The sequence below is a fragment of the Streptomyces liliiviolaceus genome, from assembly GCF_018070025.1.
GTDB lineage: Bacteria > Actinomycetota > Actinomycetes > Streptomycetales > Streptomycetaceae > Streptomyces > Streptomyces liliiviolaceus.
The window spans coordinates 7,350,162-7,371,159 of the sequence record NZ_JAGPYQ010000001.1 but is presented as its reverse complement, the minus strand read 5'-3'; the positions used below and the strand labels follow the sequence as shown (position 1 = coordinate 7,371,159).

The window sequence follows — 20,998 nt, the reverse complement described above, 5'->3', positions numbered from 1 at the left end:
GGGCGGGCGTAGGCGCAGTCAGGGGCGCGGCCAGGGACGCTCGTCCAGGTTCTCGATGTCCGTGTTGAACCGCTTGAGATACGCGGCGAAGGCGGCGACCTCCTCCGGCTCCCACCCGGCCATCACCCGCTCCAGCCCCTGGACGCTCTCCCGGCGGTGGGTGTCGAGCCGCCGCTCGCCCTCCGCGGTGATCCGGAACTTGCGCGCGATGCCGCCTTCGGGGTCCGCGATGCGTTCGACGAGGTGGGCGCGGAGCATGGCCGCGGTCTGCCGGTTGAGCGTGGAGGCGTCCAGGCCGAAGGCGTCGCTGAGCTGGCCGATGGACATCGGGCCCTCCATCCGGATGCGGCTGAGCACGATGTACGCGCTGCGTTCGAGGCGACCGCCGGCCCGGGGCGAGTTCAGATAGAGGTGCCGCCCGAGCAGCATCGTCTCGAACTCGATCAGGTGGGTGGGCTTGTCCATGTCGGTCGCCGGTCCTTCCCCGGAGCTGACTCTCGCCCCGGCCATGCGTCCGGTCCCGCGGCCAGGGGCATCAGACATGACATCAAATATGCATCCGACACGTATTGTGCATGATGCATATGCTCTTCGCGGACGAGGTGCGTGCGATGGGCGGGATGGACGAGATGGACCGGGTGTACGGAGCGGGCGGCGCCGTCGGGGAGTACGTGACCGGGGCCGACGTGTCCGTGCCCGCGCGCGGGGCGGGGCAGCACCTCCTGGTCGTGGTCCACGATCCGGCGGTCGCCGATCTGCTGACGACCACCCTGGAGTTGGCCGACTACCGGGTGACCGTCGCGCGTACCGGCGCCCGGGGGATGCTGCGGCTGGCGGAGGGCCGCTTCGACCTGGTCCTGTTCGACGTGACGGTCCCGGATGTCGAGAGCCTGGGGGAGGGTCGCCGGTTCCGCCCGGCCGACCGTCCGCCGGTCCTCTTCCTGGCCCCGTACGAGACGCTGGGGGCCCTGGTGCCCGAACTCGGCCTGGGGCAGGCGGACTACGTCACCCTGCCGTTCCGGATCTCCGAAGTCCTCGCCAGGGTCCATGTGTTACTGCGCGGCCGTGAACCGGTGCGCCAGGGGCCGTGCTACGGCGATCTCGCGCTCGACGACGGCACCTGTCAGGCCTGGCGCGGCCGGCGGGCGCTCGACCTCACCCCGGCCGAGTACCGGCTGCTGCGCCATCTGCTGGTCAACGCGGAACGCGTCCTGTCCAAGGAGCAGATCTGCCTCCATGTCTGGGGGGAGGCACGGGCCGGCAACGCGATCGAGAAGCTCGTCTCGCGCGTCCGCCACAAGGTGGACCAGGAGCAGCCCTCACTGATCCATACGCGCCGGGGCTTCGGCTACCGCCTCGGCCACTGAGTCCTGCCCCTTCCCGTGGCGAGAGGGTGTGATCCGGGTCACGTCAGCTTCCCGTCAGGTCACCGGCCGTGAGCCGTCAGTCCGTTCCGGTTGCATGTGATCACAGAGGTCGCCGTCCCCCCCCCACATCAGAAGGACAGGTATGCCCCCCACCCCCCACGCCTCGTCCGACGCACCCGACCCCGGTGCCGACCCCGGTGCCGACCCCGGTTCCGGCCCGGACGCGCTCGGGTTCGACCCGGACGCCCTCCGTGCGCGATACCGCGCCGAGCGCGAGCGCCGTATCCGTCCCGAGGGAAACGCCCAGTACCGCCGTATCGCGGGCGAGTTCGGCTACTACGCGGACGATCCGTACGTGGAGAGCGCCGAGTTCACCCGGGAGCCGCTGCACGACCGGGTCGAAGCGGTCGTCGTCGGCGGCGGATTCGGCGGTCTGCTGGCCGGCGCGCGGCTGCGCCAGGCGGGCGTCGGGTCGATCCGCGTCATCGAGAAGGCCGGCGACTTCGGAGGCACCTGGTACTGGAACCGCTACCCGGGCATCCACTGCGACATCGAGTCGTACGTCTACATGCCGCTGCTCGAAGAGGTCGGCCACATCCCCGAGTGGAAGTACGCCCCCGGCGAGGAGATCCGGCAGCACGCGCGGGCGATCGCGCGCCACTTCGACCTGTACGACGGAGCCTGCTTCCGCACCCTGGTCACCGAACTGCGCTGGGACGAGGCCGAGTCGGAGTGGGTGGTCTCCACCGACCGCGGCGACCGCGTACGGGCCCGCCATGTGGTGATCTCCAGCGGCACGCTCAGCCAGGCGAAACTCCCCGGCATCACGGGCATCGAGACCTTCACCGGCCACACCTTCCACACCAGCCGCTGGGACTACGCGTACACCGGCGGCGACGCGACGGGGAACCTCGACCGGCTCGCCGACAAGCGGGTGGCCCTGATCGGCACCGGCGCGACCGCCATCCAGGTCGTGCCCCATCTGGGCCGCGACGCACGGCAGTTGTACGTGTTCCAGCGCACGCCGTCCTCCGTGGACGTGCGCGGCCAGCGGCCCACGGACCCCGGGTGGGCGAAGTCGCTCGAACCGGGCTGGCAGCGGCACCGCAGGGACAACTTCCTGCGGACCGTGACCGGTTCACCCGCCGGGGAGGACCTGGTGGCAGACGGCTGGACCAGCAGCGCCCGGCTGCTGCAGAACCTCATCCCGACCGACAACTACGCGGACCTCCCCACGGAGGAACGGGAGCGCCTGGACGAACTGGCCGACTTCCAGAAGATGAACGAGATCCGGGACCGGGTGGACTCCGTCGTCGAGGACCCGTCGACGGCCGAGGCGCTCAAGCCCTGGTACCGGTACATGTGCAAGCGGCCCACGTTCAGCGACCACTACCTGGACACGTTCAACCGGCCCAACGTGACGCTCGTCGACACCGCCGACCACGGGGGTGTCGAGCGCATCACCGAGAACGCCGTCGTGGTCGGCGGTACCGCGTACGAGGTCGACTGCGTCATCTTCGCGACCGGCTTCGAGGTCGGCGTCTCGGGGATCCTCTCGGGCCGCCTCCCCGTGCACGGCAGGGGCGGCGCCCGGCTGCCCGACGACTGGCGGCAGGGGGCCAGGACACTCCACGGCTTCTACAGCAACGGCTTCCCCAACCTCTTCCAGCTCGGCCCGCTGCAGAACGCCAGCGCCGTGAACTACGTCCACATCCTCGACGAACAGGCCACCCACGTCGCCGAGGTGATCGCCGAGGCACGCGAGCGGCGGGCGCGGTACGTGGAGCCGACCGTCGAGGCCGAGACCGCCTGGGTCGCCACGATCCGTGAGAAGGCCGCGGACCTCTACGCCTTCCAGGCCGAGTGCACCCCCGGCTACTACAACAACGAGGGCAGGCCCCGGCAGCGCAGCGAGTCGTACGGCGACGGCCCTGTCGCCTTCCACGAACTGCTCAGGCGGTGGCGCGCGGACGGCGGTATGGACGACGTCCTCGTCGACGGGGAGGGCGGCCGGTGATGCGGCCGGTGACGAGCACGGGCCCCAGCCGCTTCGACGACACGGGCGGCCGGCGGGTGACGAGCCGCCGCTGGCACAGCGACCGGCTCAACCCGCCGAACCGGCTGTGGGGTTCGAACGGCGTCACCTTCGGCCCCGACGGACGGCTGTACGTGGCGCAGTTCCTGGCCGGGCGGATCAGCGCGGTGGACCCCGCCTCCGGTGACGTGGACGTCGTCGTGGAGCAGGACGGCCCGGTCCAGGCACCCGACGACCTCGCCTTCGGGGCGGACGGCTCCATGTACATCGCCGACCTGACACCGGGGCGCGTGTGGCGGCGTACCCCCGACGGCACGTACACCCTCGTGTCGGACGAGGTGCGGGTGCCCAACGGCATCACCTGCGTGGGCGACCGGCTCTTCGTCAACGAGATGCGGATGAACGGCCGCCTGCTGGAACTCTTCCCCGACGGCGGCGACCCGGTGGTCCTGACCGACGGACTGGCCCTGGGCAACGCGATGCAGCTCGGCCCGGACGGCTTCCTCTACTACCCGCACATGATCGGCAACCAGGTCTGGCGGATCCCGCCCGACGGGGGCGTGCCCGAACTGTTCGCCGAGCACGTCGACGACCCGGTCGCGGTCCGCTTCGACAAGGGAGGCGTCCTCGTCGTCCTCTCCCGCGGTCCGGCCGGCATCGTGACCCGTATCGACCTGGCCACCGGGGCGCGTACGGTCGTCGTCAGCGGGGTGGTCGGGCTCGACAACGCGGCCTTCGACGCGGAGAACCGCATGTACGTCTCCAGCTTCGGCAGCGGCGGCGTCACCGAGATGCACGAGGACGGCCGCACCCGGGAGATCGTCCCCCGCGGCCTCAGCGGCCCCTTCGGGGTCACGGTCGACCCGCGGGGCACGGTGTACGCGGCCGACCACTACCGCCTCGCGAGCCCCGGCGACTCCGGTGAGGGCGACTCAAGCGGCGTGCTCACCCATGAACTCCAGACCTTCGTGCACGGCATCACCGCCGACGACGGCCTCCTGCACTTCGCCTCGGAGTACGGCGACATCCGTACGTACGATCCCGTGCGCAGGACCACGCGCGTACGGGTGCGGGGGCTGGACCGGCCCACCGGGATCGCCGTCGCACCGGACGGGGCGCTCGTGGTCGCCGAGACGGGCGCGGGCCGCGTCATCCGCATGGACGAGACCGACGCCGTCACCGTGCTGGCCGAGGGACTACGGCATCCCGTGGACGTCGCCTTCGACGCCGAGGGCCGCTGTCACGTCAGCGACGACCGGCTCGGGGCGGTGCTCCGGATCGACGGCGACGGCGAGGTGGTGACCGTCGCCGAAGGACTGGGCGCGCCGCAGGGACTCGTCGTGCGCGGCGACGAGTTGTTCACGGTGGACACACTGGGCCGGTGCCTGCGGGCCGTCTCGCTCGGCACGGGGGAGAGCCGCGTCGACGCCGAGGACCTCCCCGTCGGCCTGCCGCCGGGCATCACCCGCGCCCAACCCGCGCTGTTCGTCGAGGGCATGCCCGGTTCGCCCCGCCCGTTCGCCGGTCTCGCCGTGGCACCGGACGGCACCCTCCTCCTCTCGGCGAACGGCGAGGGCACCGTGCTGCGGCTGACCGCCGTCGGCGCCGACGGCGAGCGCGGTGCCGACGGCGGGGGCGGTGCGGCGGCCGGGCGGACGCCGTAGCGGACGCCGAGCCCGGGCGGGAACCTGCCGCGGCGCTGTCAGTGGCATCGGCGATACTTCATCTGACCTTTCACCCAGGGGAAGTTCAGGGGGAGTACCGTGCCGCAGTCCCAGCCGTCCGACCCGGCAGCCACACCGTCGTGGCGGCTGCTCCTCGCCTACGTACGCCCGTACCGCTGGACGCTGTTGCTCGGTGCCGTGCTGTCGCTGCTGACCGGGGCCGCCGGGCTCGCGCTGCCGCTGGTCGCCAGGACGCTGATCGACGACCTGGGGCACGACCGGGCGATCACCGGCGCGCTGCTGGCCATGTCGGGGCTCGTCGTCGCCAACGCCATGATCGGCGCGCTGGGTTCGTACGTGCTGCGGTACACCGCCGAGTCCGTCGTGCTCGGGGCGCGGCGGGGGCTCGTCTCGCATCTGCTGCGCCTGCGGATATCCGCCGTCGACAAGAGCGAGCCCGGGGACCTGATGGCCCGGATCACCTCGGACACCACCCTGCTGCGGGAGGTCACCACCGACTCGCTGGTCGGGCTCGGCACGGGCGGGCTCACCCTGCTCGCGACACTGGTGATGATGGGGTTCGTCGACCCGGTCCTGACAGCCGTCACGCTGGGGGTGGTCGTCGGGGCGGGCACGGTGATCGGGGTGATCGTGCCGCGCATCAACAAGGCCAGCCGGCGCGCCCAGGACGCGGTCGGGGCCATGGGCGCCTCGCTGGAGCGGACCCTGGGCGCGCTGCGCACCATCAAGGCGTCCGGCGCCGAGCACCGCGAGGAGCGGATCGTGCACGCGGCTGCCGAGGAGTCCTGGCGGCAGAGCGTGCGGGCCGCCAAGTGGTCGGCGCTGGCGGGGAACACGGCCGGACTCTCCATGCAGATCGCGTTCATCACCGTCCTCGCCGTCGGCGGCGCGCGGGTCGCGACCGGGGCCGTCGACATCGGCACACTCGTCGCCTTCCTGCTGTACGTCTTCTACCTGATGTCGCCGATCCAGCAGGTCGTCGGAGCGGTCGCCCAGTACCAGACAGGATCGGCCGCCCTGGCCCGCATCGAGGAGGCGCGCCGGCTGCCCGCCGAACCGGCCACCGAGCCCGCGCCCCTGCCAGGTCCCGGCGCCGAACCGGCCTCCATAGCCTTCGAGGACGTCCGCTTCCGGTACGCCGAGGACCTGCCCTACGTCCACCACGGCGTGACCTTCGCCGTACCCCCGCGCGGCATGACCGCCTTCGTGGGGCCGTCGGGCGCGGGCAAGACCACCGTGTTCTCGCTCATCGAGCGGTTCTACGACCCCGACCGGGGGACCATCGCGCTGGACGGCCGCGACCTCACCGACTGGGACGTCTCCGGGCTCCGGTCGGCCATCGGCTATGTCGAGCAGGACGCGCCCGTCCTCTCCGGCAGCCTCCGCGACAACCTCCTGCTCGGCAACCCCGACGCCGACGAGGACGAACTGCTGCGCGCGCTCAGGACGACCCGGCTCGACGCGCTCGTCGAGAAGCTGCCGAAGGGGGTGGACACGCTCGTCGGCCACCGCGGCACCAAGCTCTCCGGCGGTGAGCGCCAGCGCGTGGCCATCGCCCGCGCCCTGCTGCGACGGCCCCGGCTGCTGCTCCTCGACGAGGCCACCAGCCAGCTCGACGCCGTCAACGAGGCCGCGCTGCGCGACACGGTCGCCGAGGTCGCCCGGACCACCACGGTCCTGGTCGTCGCCCACCGGCTGTCCACCGTCACCATGGCCGACCGCATCGTCGTCATGGACGCCGGGCGGGTACGGGCCGTGGGCACCCACCGCGAACTCGTCGCGGGCGACCCGCTGTACGCCGAACTCGCCGCCACGCAGTTCCTCGCGGCCGACGACGACGCGCGTGCGCCGGAGAGCGTCTGAGGCGTCACCGGCTCACCGGGGCGCGGGGGCACGGGCACGGGGCGCGGGGGCACGGCGTCGCGCTCATGGAGCCACGGTGAGCACGATCTTGCCCCGGATGTGTCCTCGGGCGGCCCGTTCGTGCGCGGCGCGGGCGTCCGCGAGCGCGTACGTGCTGTCGATCTCGACGCGCACCGTGCCCGCGTCGAGCAGGCGCCCCAGTTCAGCGAGTTGCGCGCCGTCCGAGCGGACCTGGGCGGTCGAGACCGTGACGCCCAGCTTCGCGACCTCCTCGTCGTCGAACTCGCCGAGGAACACCGGGAAGTGGGCGCCGCCGCGCTTGAGCGTGCGCAGGAAACGGCTGCTGCGGGGACCGCCGACGGTGTCGAGGACGAGGTCGGCGTCGTGGACGAGGTCCTCGGGACGACTCGTGGTGTAGTCGATGAACCGGTCGGCGCCCAGCCCGGTCAGGAACGCCTCGTGCGCGCCCGAGGCCACCGCGACGACCTGCGCCCCCTTCCACTTCGCCAGCTGCACCGCGAAGTGCCCCACACCGCCCGCGGCGCCGTTGACGACCACCGTCGTGCCGGGGCCCAGTGCCGTCGGGCGGTGCCGCTCCTCCTGGAAGAGCGACGGATGATCGTGTCCGACGTCGATCAGGAACTGCCATGCCGTCAGCCCGGCCATGGGCGCCCCGGCGGCGTGCACATGGTCGACACCGGCCGGCTTGCGCGCGAGATCCGAGGCGCGGGCGGCCACGTACTCGGCGTACGCGCGGCCGTCGAAGCTCGGGAACCGCAGCAGCCCGAAGACCTCGTCGCCCACGGCGAGGCCGGTCACGTCCGCGGCGACGGCCTCGACGACGCCCGAGACGTCCGTCCCCGGGATCACCGGCAGGCTGATCGTCGAATCCGGCTCGCCGGGCACGCTGGTCAGTCCGCCGCGCAGGTACCAGTCCGGCGGATTGACGCCGACCGCGTGCACCCGGACGAGCACCTCGCCCGGTCCCGGCTCGGGCACCGGCACCTCGTCGTGGCGCAGCACTTCGGGGCCGCCGTGCTCGTGCAGCCGGATCGCCCTCATGGTGCGTGCCGTCGTGTGTGCGGGCATCGTCTTCTCCTCCCCGCGCTGCGGGATAGACTCATCCGGATCAGCGATCCATATAAGTGGACCACTGATCCGAATATATGGACCACTGATCCGGACAGTCAAGGGGGACAGGTGCGCGCCGACGCCAGGAAGAACCGCGACCATGTGCTCGCGGTGGCGGGCGCCGCCATCGCCGAGCAGGGTGTCGACGTGTCGCTGCGCGACATCGCACGCAAGGCGGACGTCGGGCTCGCGACGCTGCTCCGCCACTTCCCGACGCGTGAGGCGCTCCTCGAAGCCCTGCTCCACACGAGCTTCGAGGAACTGACCGCGAAGGCCGACGCCCTCGAAACGTCGGACTCGCCCGAGGACGCCCTCGTGGCGTGGCTGCGCGACTGCGTCGGATGGACCACCGAGTACCGGGGCGTGACCGTGCTGATGGCCGCCGCAATCGAGGACACCGGGTCCGCGCTCCACGCCTCGTGCGTCACCCTGCGCGCGGCGGGTGCGCGGCTCCTCACCCGCGCCCAGGCCGTGGGCGCGGCGCGGAGCGACCTCGACGGCACCGATCTGTTCGCGCTGATCGCGGCGCTCGCCTGGCTCGGCGACCAGCCCGCGCTCGCGTCACGCGCCGGTCACCTCTTCGACGTGGTCGCGGACGCGGTCCTGACGGGTACGGGTGCGGGTGCGGCGCCGGGCGGCGGCGCCACGAAGGGCGGTTCCTAGCGGAAGGCCGGGGTTCCGGAGCGGAAGGTCAGGGTTCCGGGGCGCGGGATCGAGGGTTTTCCCCGTATCGGGAGGCGGAAATGCCGCCTATCGTCGTTCGAACCACGTCCGAACCGTGGGTAACACACGGTGGGTAATGCCGTGGGTAACACCTTGAACGGTCGCCGCGCACGGCCGGTGGACGGCTGACCGGGAACCGGAGCCACCCCCCACAGGGTGGGGCCGAAAGGCCCCGCAGGGGCGGCCGACGCGAGCGGGCGTCGGCCGCCCCTGCCTTTCGTCGTGCGGGCGGATACTTTCGGCGGCGTCTTTTCTCCTGTTGCGGGATGGTGCAACCGGCGTCTCGCGGGACAGGATGCCCGGATGAAGGGTGATCTGTTTTCCAACGAGTACATGGTGCAGCCGGCCGCCACCGCGGGCATGAGCGTGCAGAACGCCAAGTCGATCAGGTACGCCGTCAACGGCGAGATGCTGGCCCGGCAGGGCGCGATGATCGCCTACCGGGGCAGTCTGCAGTTCGAGCGCAAGGGCCAGGGTGTCGGCGGCATGCTCAAGCGTGCGGTCACCGGCGAGGGACTGCCGCTCATGGCGGTGCGCGGGCAGGGCGAGGCGTGGTTCGCGCACGAGGCGCAGAACTGCTTCATCATCGACATCGACCCCGGTGACGTCTTCACCGTCAACGGCCGCAACATCCTGTGCTTCGACGCCTCGTTGAAGTACGAGATCAAGACGGTGAAGGGCGCGGGCATGTCCGGCGGCGGACTGTTCAACAGCGTCTTCACCGGACAGGGCAGGCTCGGACTGGTCTGCGACGGCAACCCGCTGGTCATCCCGGTCTCACCGCAGTGGCCGGTGTACGTCGACACGGACGCGGTGGTCGGCTGGACGGCCAACCTCCAGACCTCGCTGCACCGTTCGCAGTCCATCGGCTCGATGATCCGCGGCGGCTCGGGCGAGGCCGTGCAGTTGATGCTCCAGGGGGAGGGATTCGTCGTCGTGAGGCCGAGCGAGGCCACACCGCAGAAGGCTCAGCAGCACTGACACGGCCGACCCGACAGCCTTCTTCCGCGGGCCGGTGGGGGCCGGCCGCGCAGTTCCCCGCACCCCTGGAGGGCGGGGGACCGCGCCCCAGCCCTCCAGGGCCCGTCCGCCGCTAGGGCTCCAGCCGTCCGTTCGTCCGTCGGCGCCACAGGATCGCGGCGGTGCCGGCGGCGAGCAGGGCGGCGGTGCCCGCGGCGGCGGGCAGGAGCAGGTCGGAACCGGTCGAGGCGAGCGAGCCGTCGCCGGTGGTGCCGAGCGGGCCACCGCCCACCGAGCCACCGGTCGTACCCGCTCCGCCACTCGTGTCACCGCTGTCGACCGTGCCGCCCGCGCTGTTCCCGTCGTCCGCGGGACCGTCGACGGGAACCGTGGTGCCCGAGCCGGACGGGTCGGTCGGTTCGGTCGGGTCGTCGCTCGGGTCCGGGGCGGGGTCCGTGTCGCCGGGTGACGGATCGGGCGACGGCGGCGGGGATTCGGGGTCCGTCGGGGTCGGTGTCGGCGAGGGCGTCGGCGGCTCCGGCGCCTTGAACACGGTGAGCGAGGCGTCCGAGGGGCTCGCGACGAACACCGCGTCGCCGCCCGGCGTCACCGCGACGGACGAACTGCCCAACTGGCCGTTGACGCCCGGCAGTTCGGCGCCCAGATCGAGGTCCTTGAGCGTCGCCGTGTCGTACACCGCGAGCTGCCCGACGCCGTCCCCCTCCTCCGGCGGATTGCCCCAGTCCTGCCACACCGCGAACGCCCGGTCGGAGCGCGGGTCCACGGCGACGTCGGCGATGGTGTCGCCCGGTTTCGCGTCGAAGGACGCGGCCAGTTTCCCGGAGGCGATGTCGTACGCCTCCAGTACGGTGCCGCGCCCCGCCCACAGGACTCCGCGTCCGGTGTCCCACTCCAGGAAGGACACCGCGGCTCCGGAGCCGAGCGCGATCTCCTTGCCGTCCGGCGTGAAATCGGCCGAACCGACCCTGCGCAGCACGCCGTTGGTGTTGTCCGTCACCCAGATCTGCCCGGCCGCGGTGTCCACGGCGAGCGGGCCGCCGGTGGCCGGCAGGGTGAGGGAGCGCTCCACGGTCACCGCCGTCCCGCCGACGGCGACCTCCTCAAGTTTCGTCCCGCGGACGATCACCACCGTCCCGGCTTTCGCGCCGGACCTGGCCTGCGTGATCGACGTACCGGTGAGCCAGCCGCCGCTTCCCGACGCGTCCCCGTCCTTGGCGGCGGCGATCCCGCGCAGTCCGACGAGGTAGTGCACCCCGTCGCCCGGCAGCGGTCCGGCGAGCCGTTTGCCCGGCAGCTGGGCGGGCGCGCCCGTGCTGCCGGGAGAGGTTTTCACCCAGCTCAGCACCGTGTCGGAGGCCGGGTCGACGGCGTAGACACCGGCCAGGCTGCCGTCGGGCGTACCGGCGACGGTGTCGGAGCCGACGTACAGCTTGCCCGACTCGGGGTGCAGCAGCAGGTCGAGCGGTTTGCCGACGGTCGTGAGGCGGGCCGTCCGCTCGTACCCGTCGGCCGCCGGCGGATCGTCGGCGCCCGCGGCGGGCGTGCCGACCGCGACGACGGACAGGACCACGGCCGTGATGCCCGCCAGGGCGCCCGCCGCCCGGGGGCGGAGCACATCGCTCCGCCCCCGGGTTCTGAGGGGCGCGGTCACGAGAAGGTGACCGGGAGGTAGACGTCGTACGAGCGGTTGCTGCTGCCCGTGTGGTCGGCGCGCGTCACGAGGGCGCAGTCGACGTCCGTGCCGCAGACGGTGCCGGCGGCGATGTTCGGGTTCACGTGCACGCTCACGCTGAACGAGCCGCCGGTGCCGTAGGTGGAGCTGTTGGCGACCGTGCCGCCGCCGAGGTTGGACACCCAGTGCGAGGCGCCCGTCGTGCCGGACTGGTCGGCGCCGCCCAGGCAGGGGGTCGGCCGGGAGGTGTACGTCGACGGGTTGCCCGGCTCGACACCCTCGGGGATCACACACAGACCGACGTAGACACCCTGGAGCGTGTTGTAGCCGCTGCCGGAGACGGTGACGTTCTGTCCGGCGGACGACAGGCTGTCGGGGGCCGTCAGCGACAGGTTGTACGTCGTACCGCTCACCGTCACGGACCGCGTCGCGGTGGCGGCCGAGGCGGAGGTGGCGAGCCCGACCGTCAGCGCGGCGGCGGTGGCCCCGACGGCGGCGATACGGGCGGCACGGGAGAACAGGGCGGATCTCATGGGTAGTTGGCCTTTCGGAGGCGAGAACCACTTAGGTAAGGCAAACCTAAGTTGAAGGTCAACGGATCGTCAACCCGCGTCTTCGCGGGTCGCGGCTGTCGGGAACGGCGCAAAGATGTGTAGTGATCATGTCAATCGGCAGGTCATCATGCGCCCATGCCGACGCTCCAAGACCGTTCCCGCGCGGGAAGCACGGGCAAGCTGATCGCCTTCGCGGCCGCCCTGGTGATGACCGTCGCGGCATGCGGCGGCGACTCCGACGACACGGACGCCGGCAGGGACGGGAACGGAAAGGGGCTGGAGCGGTCGAGCGTCACCGTCGCCGCGCTGCCCCTGGCGGACGACGCGCCTCTCTATCTCGCCCGGGACAGAGGGTTGTTCGAGAAGGAGGGCCTGGACGTACGCATCCAGCCCGTCCAGCAGTCCATCCAGGCACTGCCCGCCCTCTCCAAGGGCCAGGTCGACGTGATCGCGAGCGCGAACTACGTCACCTTCCTCCAGGCCCACGAGAAAGGCACGCTGGACCTGCGCATCCTCGCCGAAGGGGCCCGCGTCGCACCGCACATGATGGACGTGCTCGTGCCCGAGGACTCCGACATCCGCAGCGTCGCCGACCTCAAGGGCAAGAAGGTCGCCGTCAACATCCTCAACAACATCCAGTCGCTGACCCTGAACGCGATCCTCGGCCAACAGGGCGCGGGCCGACCCGAGTACCGGCAGATCGCCTTCCCCCAGATGGGAGTCGCCCTGGAGAAGGGCCAGGTCGACGCCGTCCACGCCGTCGAACCCTTCAACAGCGCCATCCAGAAACAGCTCGACGCCCGCGTCCTCGTCGACGGCGGCTCCGCCCCCGTGGAGAACATCCCGATCAGCGGATACATCACGACCGGCGACTACGCCTCCAAGAACCCGAAGACCGCGGCGGCCTTCCAGCGGGCCATCGCCGCGGCGGCGCAGATCGCCACCCAGGACCAGGACGCCGTCCGCGAGGAACTGCCCAAGTACACGAAGGTGACCGCGGACCAGGCCGAGACGATCCGGCTGCCCGCGTACCCGGTGACCTCGGACGCGTCCGAGCTGCGTCGCCTCACCGAACTCATGAAGGAACAGGGCCTGTTGAAGAAGCCGATCGATCCGGGAACGTTGCTGGTCGAGTGAGGCGCCGACAGGAACTGCTGCTCGGCGCACTCGGTGTGCTGCTCGCCCTCGGCCTGTGCGAGGCCGTCGGCAGGGCGGGCCTGGTACGGCGCGACTACCTGCCGCCCGTCTCCGAAGTCCTCGCACGGGCGGTGGAGTTGGCGGGCGACCCGCTCTTCCTGGACGGGATCGGGGCCACCGTGCGCGCCTGGGCCCTCGGCCTGGGCCTCGCGTGCGCGATCGCCGTACCGCTGGGCCTGCTCCTCGGCAGCGTGCCCGTCGTCGACGAGGCGGTGCGCGCCATCGTCGAGTTCCTGCGCCCGCTGCCGTCCGTCGCGCTGATCCCGCTGGTGTCCCTGCTGCTGGGGTCCGGCACGGAGACGAAGGTCGCGCTCATCGCGTACGCCTCCGTCTGGCCGATCCTCTTCAACACCGTCTACGGCCTCGGCGAGACCGATCCGCTGGCCAAGGACACCCTGCGCGCGTTCGGCTTCGGCCGTCTGTCGGTCCTCCTGCGCGTCGAACTCCCCGCCACCGCGCCCTTCATCGCCGCGGGCCTGCGCATCTCCGCGGCCGTCGCCCTCATCCTGGCCGTCGCCACGGAGATCCTCGCGGGGTTCGGGGAGGGGCTCGGCATCTTCATCGCCCAGGCGGGGCTGGCGACGGACGGTACGCGGGACGTACTGGCGGGGGTGGTGTGGGCGGGGGCCCTCGGGCTGGTCATCAACAGTGTGCTGGTGTGGGGGGAGAGACGGCTGTTCCCATGGACACCGGAGCATCGGGGTGAGCGATGAGCATCTTCTCGCCCCCGCCGCCCCTACCCTTCCCGTCACTGCATGGGGGCTGCGTCCCCTCGCCCCCGTCTGCGCAGTTCCCCGCGCCCCCAGGTGCCTGGGGGCGCGGGGAACTGCGCGGCCCGCCCCCACCGGCTCGCAGCCAAAATCCTTCAGCCCGTCCGGCGTTTGAGGACCTGGGGTTCGGGGGCAGCGCCCCCGAGTCGTGGACGGGAACAGGTAGGGGCGGCGGGGGCGAAGAACTCTGCGGGGAGGCCCGATCGTGAGGCGCCTCAAGGCGGCAGCAGCCCGCGGCCCCCTCCTGCGCTGGACCGTACTCGCCGTGGCGGTCGCCGCCTGGCAACTCACCACCCGCACCCACCCCAGCGTCTATTTCCCGCCACCCACCGACATCGCCCGCCACACCCACACCCTGTGGTTCTCGGGCCCACCCACCCACGCCTTCCTCACCCCCGCCGCCACCGAGAACATCCTCCCCAGCCTCACCCGCATGGCCACCGGCTTCGCCCTCGCCGCGATCGCCGGTATCGCCCTCGGCACGGCCCTGGGCCGCTCCCGCCGGGCCCACGCCCTGTGCAACCCGGTCCTGCAGTTCGCCCGGGCCGTCCCACCCCCCGCCCTGGTCCCCGTCTTCGTCGTGCTCCTCGACTTCGGCACCCGGATGCAGGTCGCGTCGATCGTCTTCAGCGCCGTCTGGCCCGTCCTGATCAACACCGCGGACGGCGTCCGCAACACCGACCCCCTGCGCGTCGAAGTGGCCGCGGTACTACGGCTGACCAGGACCGAACGGCTCCGGTTCCTCTTCCTGCCCTCGGCGCTGCCCCGCATCTTCGCCGGTCTGCGCCTGAGCCTCTCCCTCTGCCTCGTCCTCATGGTCTTCTCGGAGCTGCTGCCCGGCACGGCCAACGGCATCGGCTTCACCCTCACCGACGCCCAGTCACGCTCGGACCTGCTCACGGTCTGGGCCGCGCTGGTGCTGCTCGGCGCACTCGGATACGTACTCAACACCGGTCTGCTGGCGGTCGAGAAGCGACTGCTGGGCAGCGGGGACAGGTGACAGGACCGCATGCTGCGTCTCGACTCGCTCGGCCAGGGGTACGGCGATCACCCCGTCCTGCACGACATCACCCTCACCGTGCCCGACGGCCAACTCCTGTGCGTCGTCGGGCCGTCCGGCTGCGGCAAGTCGACGCTGCTGCGGACCGTCGCGGGCCTGCTCCCGGTCCAGGAGGGGACCGTCTCCGTCGACGGGGCGCCCGTCACCGGCGTCCCGGACCGGCTGGCCGTCGTCTTCCAGGACTACGGACGGTCGCTCTACCCCTGGCTGTCGGTCCGCGAGAACGTCGCGCTTCCCCTGCGGCGGCGGGGACTCGGCCGTGCGGAGCGGCGGGAGGAGGCCGAGCGGATGCTGGAACGGGTGGGGCTTCTCGGGGCGGGGCGGCGGTATCCCTGGCAGTTGTCCGGCGGTATGCAGCAGCGGGTCGCGATCGCGCGGGCGCTGGTCTGCCGGCCGTCCCTGCTGCTCATGGACGAGCCCTTCGGCTCCCTCGACGCGCAGACCCGCGAGGATCTGGAGGATCTGCTGCTGGAGGTCCACCGGTCGGAGGGGGCGACGATCGTGTTCGTCACGCATGACATCGACGAGAGTGTGTACGTAGGGGACCGGGTGGTGGTCCTGTCCGCGGGGCCCGGGTCCCGGGTGGTCCTCGACCTGCCGGTCCCGCTCCCGGGCAAGCGGTACCAGATCGCTACGCGCGGCTTGCCGGAGTTCGTGGCACTACGCGCAGAGATAGGCCGAGCGGTCCGCGCCTGAACCGCCCCTTTTCCTCGCCCCCGCCGCCCCTACCCGTTCCCGTCACTGGATGGGGGCTGCGTCCCCTCGCCCCCCGTATCGCGCTGCGCGCTCGTCCTCAAACGCCGGACGGGCTGAAAATCCAGCCCGTCCGGCGTTTGAGGACCGGGGGTTCGGGGGCAGCGCCCCCGAGACAGGGACGGGAACGGGTAGGGGCGGCGGGGGCGAGAAAACGCCCCACCCCATACCCGGCAGAGCCCCCTTCACTCATCCGTTCACGCGATGGTGCGATCATCCACCCCCGCCCGGATGCCCCACGGCAACCCCGGGTAGGCCCGGCCCATGACGCAGCCGTTCGAACTCCCCCACTTCTACACGCCGTACCCCGCACGGCTGAACCCGCACGTCGAAGAGGCCCGCACCCACACCACCTACTGGGCCCGCGGCATGGGCATGCTGGAGGGCTCCGGCATCTGGGAGCAGGCCGACCTCGACGCCCACGACTACGGACTGCTGTGCGCGTACACGCATCCCGAGTGCGACGGCCCCGCCCTCTCCCTCATCACCGACTGGTACGTGTGGGTCTTCTTCTTCGACGACCACTTCCTGGAGACCTTCAAGCGCAGCCAGGACCGCGCGGGCGGCAAGGCCTACCTGGACCGCCTGCCGCTCTTCATGCCGCTCGACCTCGCGACCGCCGTGCCAGAGCCGCAGAACCCGGTCGAGGCGGGCCTCGCCGACCTGTGGGCGCGTACGGTCCCCTCGATGTCCCAGGGCTGGCGCAGGCGCTTCGCCGAGTCGACCGAGCATCTGCTCAACGAGTCGATGTGGGAGCTGTCCAACATCAACGAAGGGCGGATCGCGAACCCCGTCGAGTACATCGAGATGCGCCGCAAGGTGGGCGGCGCCCCCTGGTCGGCGGGGCTCGTGGAGTACGCGACCGCGGAGGTCCCCGACCAGGTGGCCCGCTCCCGGCCGATGCGCGTACTGATGGAGACCTTCTCCGACGCGGTCCACCTGCGCAACGACCTCTTCTCGTACCAGCGTGAGGTCGAGGAGGAGGGCGAGCTGAGCAACGGAGTGCTCGTCCTGGAGACGTTCTTCGGGTGTACGACGCAGCAGGCCGCCGACACCGTCAACGACGTCCTCTCCTCACGCCTCTACCAGTTCGACCACACGGCGCTCACCGAAGTGCCCGCGCTGGCCCTGGAGAAGGGCCTCACACCGGAAGAGGTCCGGGCGGTCGCCGCGTACACAAGGGGGCTGCAGGACTGGCAGGCGGGCGGCCACGAGTGGCACCTGCGATCCAGCCGGTACATGAACGAGGGGGCGCTCAAGTCCTCGCCGCTGGACGGCCTCACCGGTCCCGGCACCTCCGCCGCCGACGTCGGGGCGCTGCTCGCCGCGGCGGGCGCCGACCGGCTGCGCGCGTACACGCACGTGCCGTACCAGAAGGTGGGCCCCTCGCTGCTCCCCGACTTCTCCATGCCGTTCGAGGTCCGGCTCAACGCCGACCTGGAGGGGGCGCGGCGGCGCATCACCCCGTGGGCGCACGGCATGGGCATCCTCCAGGAGGGCATCTGGGACGAGGACAAGCTCGCCGCCTACGACCTGCCGCTGTGCTCGGCGGGACTCGATCCCGACGGCACCCCCGAGGCGCTGGACCTCAGCGTGCAGTGGCTCGTGTGGGGGACGTACGCCGACGACTACTACCCGATGGTGTTCGGGAACCGCAGGGACCTGGCCGCCGCGAAACTGTGCACGGCGCGGCTGTCCGCCTGCATGCCCCTCGGCGGCGAGGAGATCCCGCCCCCGGCCAACGCCATGGAGCGCGCGCTCGCCGATCTCTGGCTGCGGACGACGGCCACGATGACGCCGGACGCGCGCCGCACGATGCGGGCCTCGGTCGAGGTCATGACGGAGAGCTGGGTGTGGGAGCTGACCAACCAGCTGCAGAATCGCATCCCCGACCCCGTCGACTACCTGGAGATGCGCCGCGCGACCTTCGGCTCCGACCTCACCATGAGCCTGTGCCGGCTGGGCCACGGCCCCGCGGTACCGCCGGAGGTCTACCGCAGCGGACCCGTCCGGGCACTGGAGAACGCGGCGATCGACTACGGGATGCTCGTCAACGACGTCTTCTCGTACCAGAAGGAGATCGAGTACGAGGGCGAGGTGCACAATCTCATCCTGGTCGTGCAGAACTTCTTCGGCTGCGACTACCCGAAGGCGCTCGGCATCGTCCACGACCTGATGACCCAGCGCATGCGGCAGTTCGAGCATGTCGCCGCCCACGAACTCCCCGTCCTGTACGAGGACCTCGGCCTCTCGGACGAGGTCCGCGGGATCATGGAGGGCTATGTCGTGGAGCTGCAGAACTGGATGGCCGGCATCCTGAAGTGGCACTACGACTGCGGGCGTTACGGAGCCGCCGACCTGGCCCGCCGGGCCCACGGCTTCGTACCGGGGCAGCTTCCGGAGCTGCCGTTCGGCAGTGTCTGGCGGACCGCCGCCGCCACCGCCCTCTGATCCCGGGGAGGTCGGGCGCGGGCGCTGTCACCCGTTCGGGGATCGTCGCGGGCAGGTGCGGAGGGTAGGGCTCCGGCCGGAGGCGATCCATGGAACAGACAGTGCTGCGTCCCAAGCCGATGCCAGGTCGGGAACCGGGCGACGGCGACCGCTCGTCCGGTCCGGGCAGCCGTCCGCGCGGCGCACGGCGGCGCGGGCGACGGCTCACGACCCTGTTGTTCAGCCTGTTCGTCGGGACGGTCCTCGTGCTGTCGGGGGTCGGGCTCGGCACCGTGGGCGCCACGGTGATCGGTATGAGCAGGCTCGCCGAGCTCCAGGGGCGGGCGGGCGCCGAGGAGGCGTCCGCCGCGTCCGCGGGGCCCGGCGGGAGCGAGTCCGGTCCGGGCGGCGGGAGTTCGGCCGCGCTCGCCAGGTCGTCCGAGCGCCCGGGACCCTCGCCCGCCGGCCGGGCCGGGGAGCGGTCGACGCTCGGCGTGGAGGCCGTCGACGCGTCCGGCGGCCCGGGCGCGCTCCTGGTCGGCGTGCACGCCCCCGGGCCCGGCCACACCGCGGGTCTCGTACCAGGTGACGTCCTGCTGGTCCTCGGCACGACCCGCGTCGACTCCGCCGCCGACCTCGCACGGGCCGTCGCCGCCGCGCGCCCCGGGGAGAAGGTCCGACTCACGCTGCGGCACGCGAGCGGCGGCTACCGGCAGCTGTCGGTGACCCCGGGCGTCGTCACCTGACGGGCGCCACCCGCCCCGCCGTCGCACGGCCACCCCGAGCACGGTTGTGCCGCCTCCCCTGAATGGCCTCACCGCCAACGGGAAATGCGTTGCCGCGCCTGCCGCCCGGCGCCACGATGGGCCCATGTTCAGCACCCTTCTCGCCTTCCTGGGCGCCTGCACCCTGATAGCCGCCTCACCCGGACCGAGCACCGTGCTGATCATCAGGCAGTCGCTGCGGAGCAGGCGCTCCGGTCTCCTGACGGTGCTCGGCAACGAGACCGGCGTCTTCGTGTGGGGTGTCGTCGCCGCGTTCGGCCTGACCGCGCTGCTCACCGCCTCCGAAGTGGCGTACGACGTGATGCGCGTCGTCGGAGCCGTCGTGCTCGTCGTCTTCGGTGTACAGACGCTGTGGCGGGCGCGGCACGCCCAGGGCGGGATGGACGACGGCGGGGCGCAGGAGGAGGCGGGGAGCGGCCGGGCCTCCTACCGGGCCGGACTGCTGATCAACCTCGCCAACCCCAAGGCGGCGATCTTCGCGATGTCCTTCCTCCCGCAGTTCGTACCGAAGGGCGCCCCGCACCTGCCCGCCATGCTGGGGCTCGCCGCTCTCTGGGCGGTCTACGAGGTCGGCTACTACAGCGTCTACGTGTGGTGCGTGGGACGGATGAGGACCCTGCTGTCCCGGGCCGGGGTGCGGCGCAGGCTGGAGCAGGTCTCCGGCGGGGTGCTGCTGCTCCTCGGCGCCAGGCTGGCCCTGGACAGCTGATGCCGTCGAAAGAGTCGAAAGAAGCGCCCCCGACCGGCTCGCGTCACCCCCGCTGTCCGGGCAGGATGCTGCCCGTGGCCCCTTTCCACCCGCGGCTCACCCCGCGACCCGACCCAGGGATCGACCCACGGAGGACCGGATGACCGGCACGCCCGAGCCCTTCACCGCCGACGACCACCGGGCCCGGATGCAGCGTGCCGCACGGGCCGCCGAGGAGGCGGGGCTCGCCGGGGTGCTCGTCGCGCCCGGACCCGACCTCGTCTGGCTCACCGGCTACGCGCCGCCCGCGGCCACCGAGCGGCTCACCCTGCTGGTACTGGCCGCGGGGCAGGACCCCGTGCTCGTCGTGCCCACGCTGGAGGCCCCGGACGCCGAGAAGGCCGTGGGCGCGCCCGCGCTGAGGCTGCGCGACTGGACCGACGGCAAGGACCCGTACAGCGCCACGGCCCCGCTGCTGGACGCCTCGGGCCGCTACGGCGTCAGCGACAACGCCTGGGCGCTGCACCTGCTGGGCCTCCAGAAGGAACTGCCCGGCACGTCGTACGTCTCCCTCAGCGAGGGACTGCCGATGCTCCGGGCCGTCAAGGACAGCGCCGAACTGGAGCGGCTGGCGGCCGCGGGCGCCGCCGCCGACGCCACGTACGAGGAGATCCTGAAGGTCGCCTTCGCGGGGCGCCGCGAGTCGGACGTCGCGGGCGACCTCGCCGATCTGCTGCGGCACTTCGGGCACGAGCAGGTGGACTTCACGGTCGTCGGGTCGGGGCCGAACGGCGCCAGCCCGCACCACGAGGCCGGCTCCCGTGTCATCGAGCACGGCGACACGGTCGTCCTCGACTTCGGCGGACTGAAGCACGGCTACGGCTCCGACACCTCCCGCACGGTGCACGTCGGCGAGCCGGACGCCGAGGAGCAGCGGGTCCACGACATCGTCCGCGCCGCCCAGCAGGCCGCGTGCGAGGCCGTGCGGCCCGGGATCGCCTGCCAGGACGTCGACCGGGTCGCCCGCGCCCACATCACCGAGGCCGGGTACGGCGACCGCTTCATCCATCGCACCGGGCACGGCATCGGCGTCACCACCCATGAACCGCCGTACATGATCGAGGGCGAGGAACAGCCCCTCGTGCCCGGCATGTGCTTCTCCGTGGAGCCCGGCATCTATCTGCCGGGCCGCTTCGGGGTACGCATCGAGGACATCGTGACGGTCACCGAGGACGGCGGACGCCGCCTCAACGAAACCCCGCGGGAGATGGCCGTCGTGAACTGACCACACCCGGCGGGCGCCG

At 71.9% G+C, this 20,998-nt stretch carries 18 protein-coding genes; 14 read left to right on the top strand and 4 right to left on the bottom strand.

Annotated elements, in window-relative coordinates; translation table 11 throughout:
• Positions 1–18: 18 nt before the first annotated feature.
• Positions 19–465, bottom strand: coding sequence for a MarR family winged helix-turn-helix transcriptional regulator (locus J8N05_RS31480; protein WP_210888836.1), 447 nt, complete (start codon positions 463–465; stop codon positions 19–21).
• 113 nt (positions 466–578) lie between these two features.
• On the opposite strand from J8N05_RS31480, the gene J8N05_RS31475 reads away from it, so the two are divergent.
• The 4 genes from J8N05_RS31475 (at position 579) to J8N05_RS31460 (ending at position 6,950) form a co-directional block, all read left to right on the top strand.
• Positions 579–1,367: a response regulator transcription factor gene (locus J8N05_RS31475; RefSeq protein ID WP_383936149.1), complete on the top strand. Its 789-nt coding sequence runs from the start codon at positions 579–581 to the stop codon at positions 1,365–1,367.
• Between the two features lie 142 nt (positions 1,368–1,509).
• Positions 1,510–3,384: a flavin-containing monooxygenase gene (locus J8N05_RS31470; RefSeq protein ID WP_210888835.1), complete on the top strand. Its 1,875-nt coding sequence runs from the start codon at positions 1,510–1,512 to the stop codon at positions 3,382–3,384.
• A gap of 8 nt (positions 3,385–3,392) precedes the next feature.
• A complete protein-coding gene (locus J8N05_RS31465) occupies positions 3,393–5,066 on the top strand; it encodes a hypothetical protein (RefSeq protein WP_247706581.1) in 1,674 nt (557 codons plus the stop codon).
• 99 nt (positions 5,067–5,165) lie between these two features.
• Positions 5,166–6,950: an ABC transporter ATP-binding protein gene (locus tag J8N05_RS31460; protein WP_210888833.1), complete on the top strand. Its 1,785-nt coding sequence runs from the start codon at positions 5,166–5,168 to the stop codon at positions 6,948–6,950.
• A 63-nt stretch (positions 6,951–7,013) separates the two neighbouring features.
• Here J8N05_RS31460 and J8N05_RS31455 read toward each other — a convergent pair whose 3' ends face one another.
• On the bottom strand, positions 7,014–8,012 hold the full coding sequence (locus J8N05_RS31455; RefSeq protein ID WP_210890519.1) for an NADP-dependent oxidoreductase: 999 nt from the start codon (positions 8,010–8,012) through the stop codon (positions 7,014–7,016).
• Positions 8,013–8,150: 138 nt separating this feature from the next.
• Here J8N05_RS31455 and J8N05_RS31450 point away from each other — a divergent pair, with 138 nt between their 5' ends.
• Positions 8,151–8,744 (top strand): TetR/AcrR family transcriptional regulator, encoded by a 594-nt coding sequence (locus J8N05_RS31450; protein WP_210888831.1) that lies wholly within the window; start codon positions 8,151–8,153, stop codon positions 8,742–8,744.
• A gap of 363 nt (positions 8,745–9,107) precedes the next feature.
• The gene (locus tag J8N05_RS31445; protein ID WP_210888829.1) at positions 9,108–9,785 is read left to right on the top strand and encodes an AIM24 family protein; all 678 of its coding nucleotides are present in this window, start codon (positions 9,108–9,110) and stop codon (positions 9,783–9,785) included.
• A 112-nt stretch (positions 9,786–9,897) separates the two neighbouring features.
• Here J8N05_RS31445 and J8N05_RS31440 read toward each other — a convergent pair whose 3' ends face one another.
• Positions 9,898–11,400, bottom strand: a complete 1,503-nt coding sequence (locus J8N05_RS31440; RefSeq protein ID WP_210888827.1) for a YncE family protein — start codon at positions 11,398–11,400, stop codon at positions 9,898–9,900.
• Positions 11,401–11,432: 32 nt separating this feature from the next.
• Positions 11,433–11,990: a hypothetical protein gene (locus tag J8N05_RS31435; protein ID WP_210888826.1), complete on the bottom strand. Its 558-nt coding sequence runs from the start codon at positions 11,988–11,990 to the stop codon at positions 11,433–11,435.
• Positions 11,991–12,146: 156 nt separating this feature from the next.
• Here J8N05_RS31435 and J8N05_RS31430 point away from each other — a divergent pair, with 156 nt between their 5' ends.
• The 8 genes from J8N05_RS31430 to J8N05_RS31395 all read left to right on the top strand — a co-directional run bounded on the left by J8N05_RS31430 (position 12,147) and on the right by J8N05_RS31395 (position 20,979).
• Positions 12,147–13,148, top strand: a complete 1,002-nt coding sequence (locus tag J8N05_RS31430) for an ABC transporter substrate-binding protein (RefSeq protein WP_247706579.1) — start codon at positions 12,147–12,149, stop codon at positions 13,146–13,148.
• On the top strand, positions 13,145–13,921 hold the full coding sequence (locus J8N05_RS31425; protein ID WP_210888824.1) for an ABC transporter permease: 777 nt from the start codon (positions 13,145–13,147) through the stop codon (positions 13,919–13,921). The genes J8N05_RS31430 and J8N05_RS31425 overlap by 4 nt, the downstream gene beginning before the upstream one ends.
• A 262-nt stretch (positions 13,922–14,183) precedes the next feature.
• Positions 14,184–14,978, top strand: coding sequence for an ABC transporter permease (locus J8N05_RS31420; RefSeq protein WP_247706578.1), 795 nt, complete (start codon positions 14,184–14,186; stop codon positions 14,976–14,978).
• A 9-nt stretch (positions 14,979–14,987) separates the two neighbouring features.
• Positions 14,988–15,734, top strand: coding sequence for an ABC transporter ATP-binding protein (locus J8N05_RS31415; RefSeq protein ID WP_210888821.1), 747 nt, complete (start codon positions 14,988–14,990; stop codon positions 15,732–15,734).
• A gap of 321 nt (positions 15,735–16,055) precedes the next feature.
• The gene (cyc2, locus tag J8N05_RS31410; RefSeq protein WP_210888820.1) at positions 16,056–18,242 is read left to right on the top strand and encodes a germacradienol/geosmin synthase Cyc2; all 2,187 of its coding nucleotides are present in this window, start codon (positions 16,056–16,058) and stop codon (positions 18,240–18,242) included.
• An 89-nt stretch (positions 18,243–18,331) separates the two neighbouring features.
• Entirely contained in the window at positions 18,332–18,967 is a 636-nt protein-coding gene (locus J8N05_RS31405) for a S1C family serine protease (protein ID WP_210888819.1), read from the top strand.
• Positions 18,968–19,091: 124 nt separating this feature from the next.
• Positions 19,092–19,715 (top strand): LysE family translocator, encoded by a 624-nt coding sequence (locus tag J8N05_RS31400; protein WP_210888818.1) that lies wholly within the window; start codon positions 19,092–19,094, stop codon positions 19,713–19,715.
• A 139-nt stretch (positions 19,716–19,854) separates the two neighbouring features.
• Positions 19,855–20,979 carry an aminopeptidase P family protein gene (locus J8N05_RS31395; protein ID WP_210888817.1) on the top strand — a complete coding sequence of 375 codons (1,125 nt, stop codon included), beginning with the start codon at positions 19,855–19,857 and terminating at the stop codon, positions 20,977–20,979.
• Positions 20,980–20,998: the final 19 nt, after the last annotated feature.

Bases quoted from the DNA above. Each gene is read 5' to 3' on its own strand.
- J8N05_RS31395 (WP_210888817.1), top strand. From the start codon at position 19,855: ATGACCGGCACGCCCGAGCCCTTCACCGCCGACGACCACCGGGCCCGG.
- J8N05_RS31470 (WP_210888835.1), top strand. From the start codon at position 1,510: ATGCCCCCCACCCCCCACGCCTCGTCCGACGCACCCGACCCCGGTGCC.
- J8N05_RS31475 (WP_383936149.1), top strand. From the start codon at position 579: ATGCATATGCTCTTCGCGGACGAGGTGCGTGCGATGGGCGGGATGGAC.
- J8N05_RS31430 (WP_247706579.1), top strand. From the start codon at position 12,147: ATGCCGACGCTCCAAGACCGTTCCCGCGCGGGAAGCACGGGCAAGCTG.
- J8N05_RS31435 (WP_210888826.1), bottom strand. From the start codon at position 11,990: ATGAGATCCGCCCTGTTCTCCCGTGCCGCCCGTATCGCCGCCGTCGGG.
- cyc2 (WP_210888820.1), top strand. From the start codon at position 16,056: ATGACGCAGCCGTTCGAACTCCCCCACTTCTACACGCCGTACCCCGCA.
- J8N05_RS31455 (WP_210890519.1), bottom strand. From the start codon at position 8,012: ATGAGGGCGATCCGGCTGCACGAGCACGGCGGCCCCGAAGTGCTGCGC.
- J8N05_RS31445 (WP_210888829.1), top strand. From the start codon at position 9,108: ATGAAGGGTGATCTGTTTTCCAACGAGTACATGGTGCAGCCGGCCGCC.
- J8N05_RS31415 (WP_210888821.1), top strand. From the start codon at position 14,988: ATGCTGCGTCTCGACTCGCTCGGCCAGGGGTACGGCGATCACCCCGTC.
- J8N05_RS31480 (WP_210888836.1), bottom strand. From the start codon at position 465: ATGGACAAGCCCACCCACCTGATCGAGTTCGAGACGATGCTGCTCGGG.
- J8N05_RS31405 (WP_210888819.1), top strand. From the start codon at position 18,332: ATGGAACAGACAGTGCTGCGTCCCAAGCCGATGCCAGGTCGGGAACCG.
- J8N05_RS31400 (WP_210888818.1), top strand. From the start codon at position 19,092: ATGTTCAGCACCCTTCTCGCCTTCCTGGGCGCCTGCACCCTGATAGCC.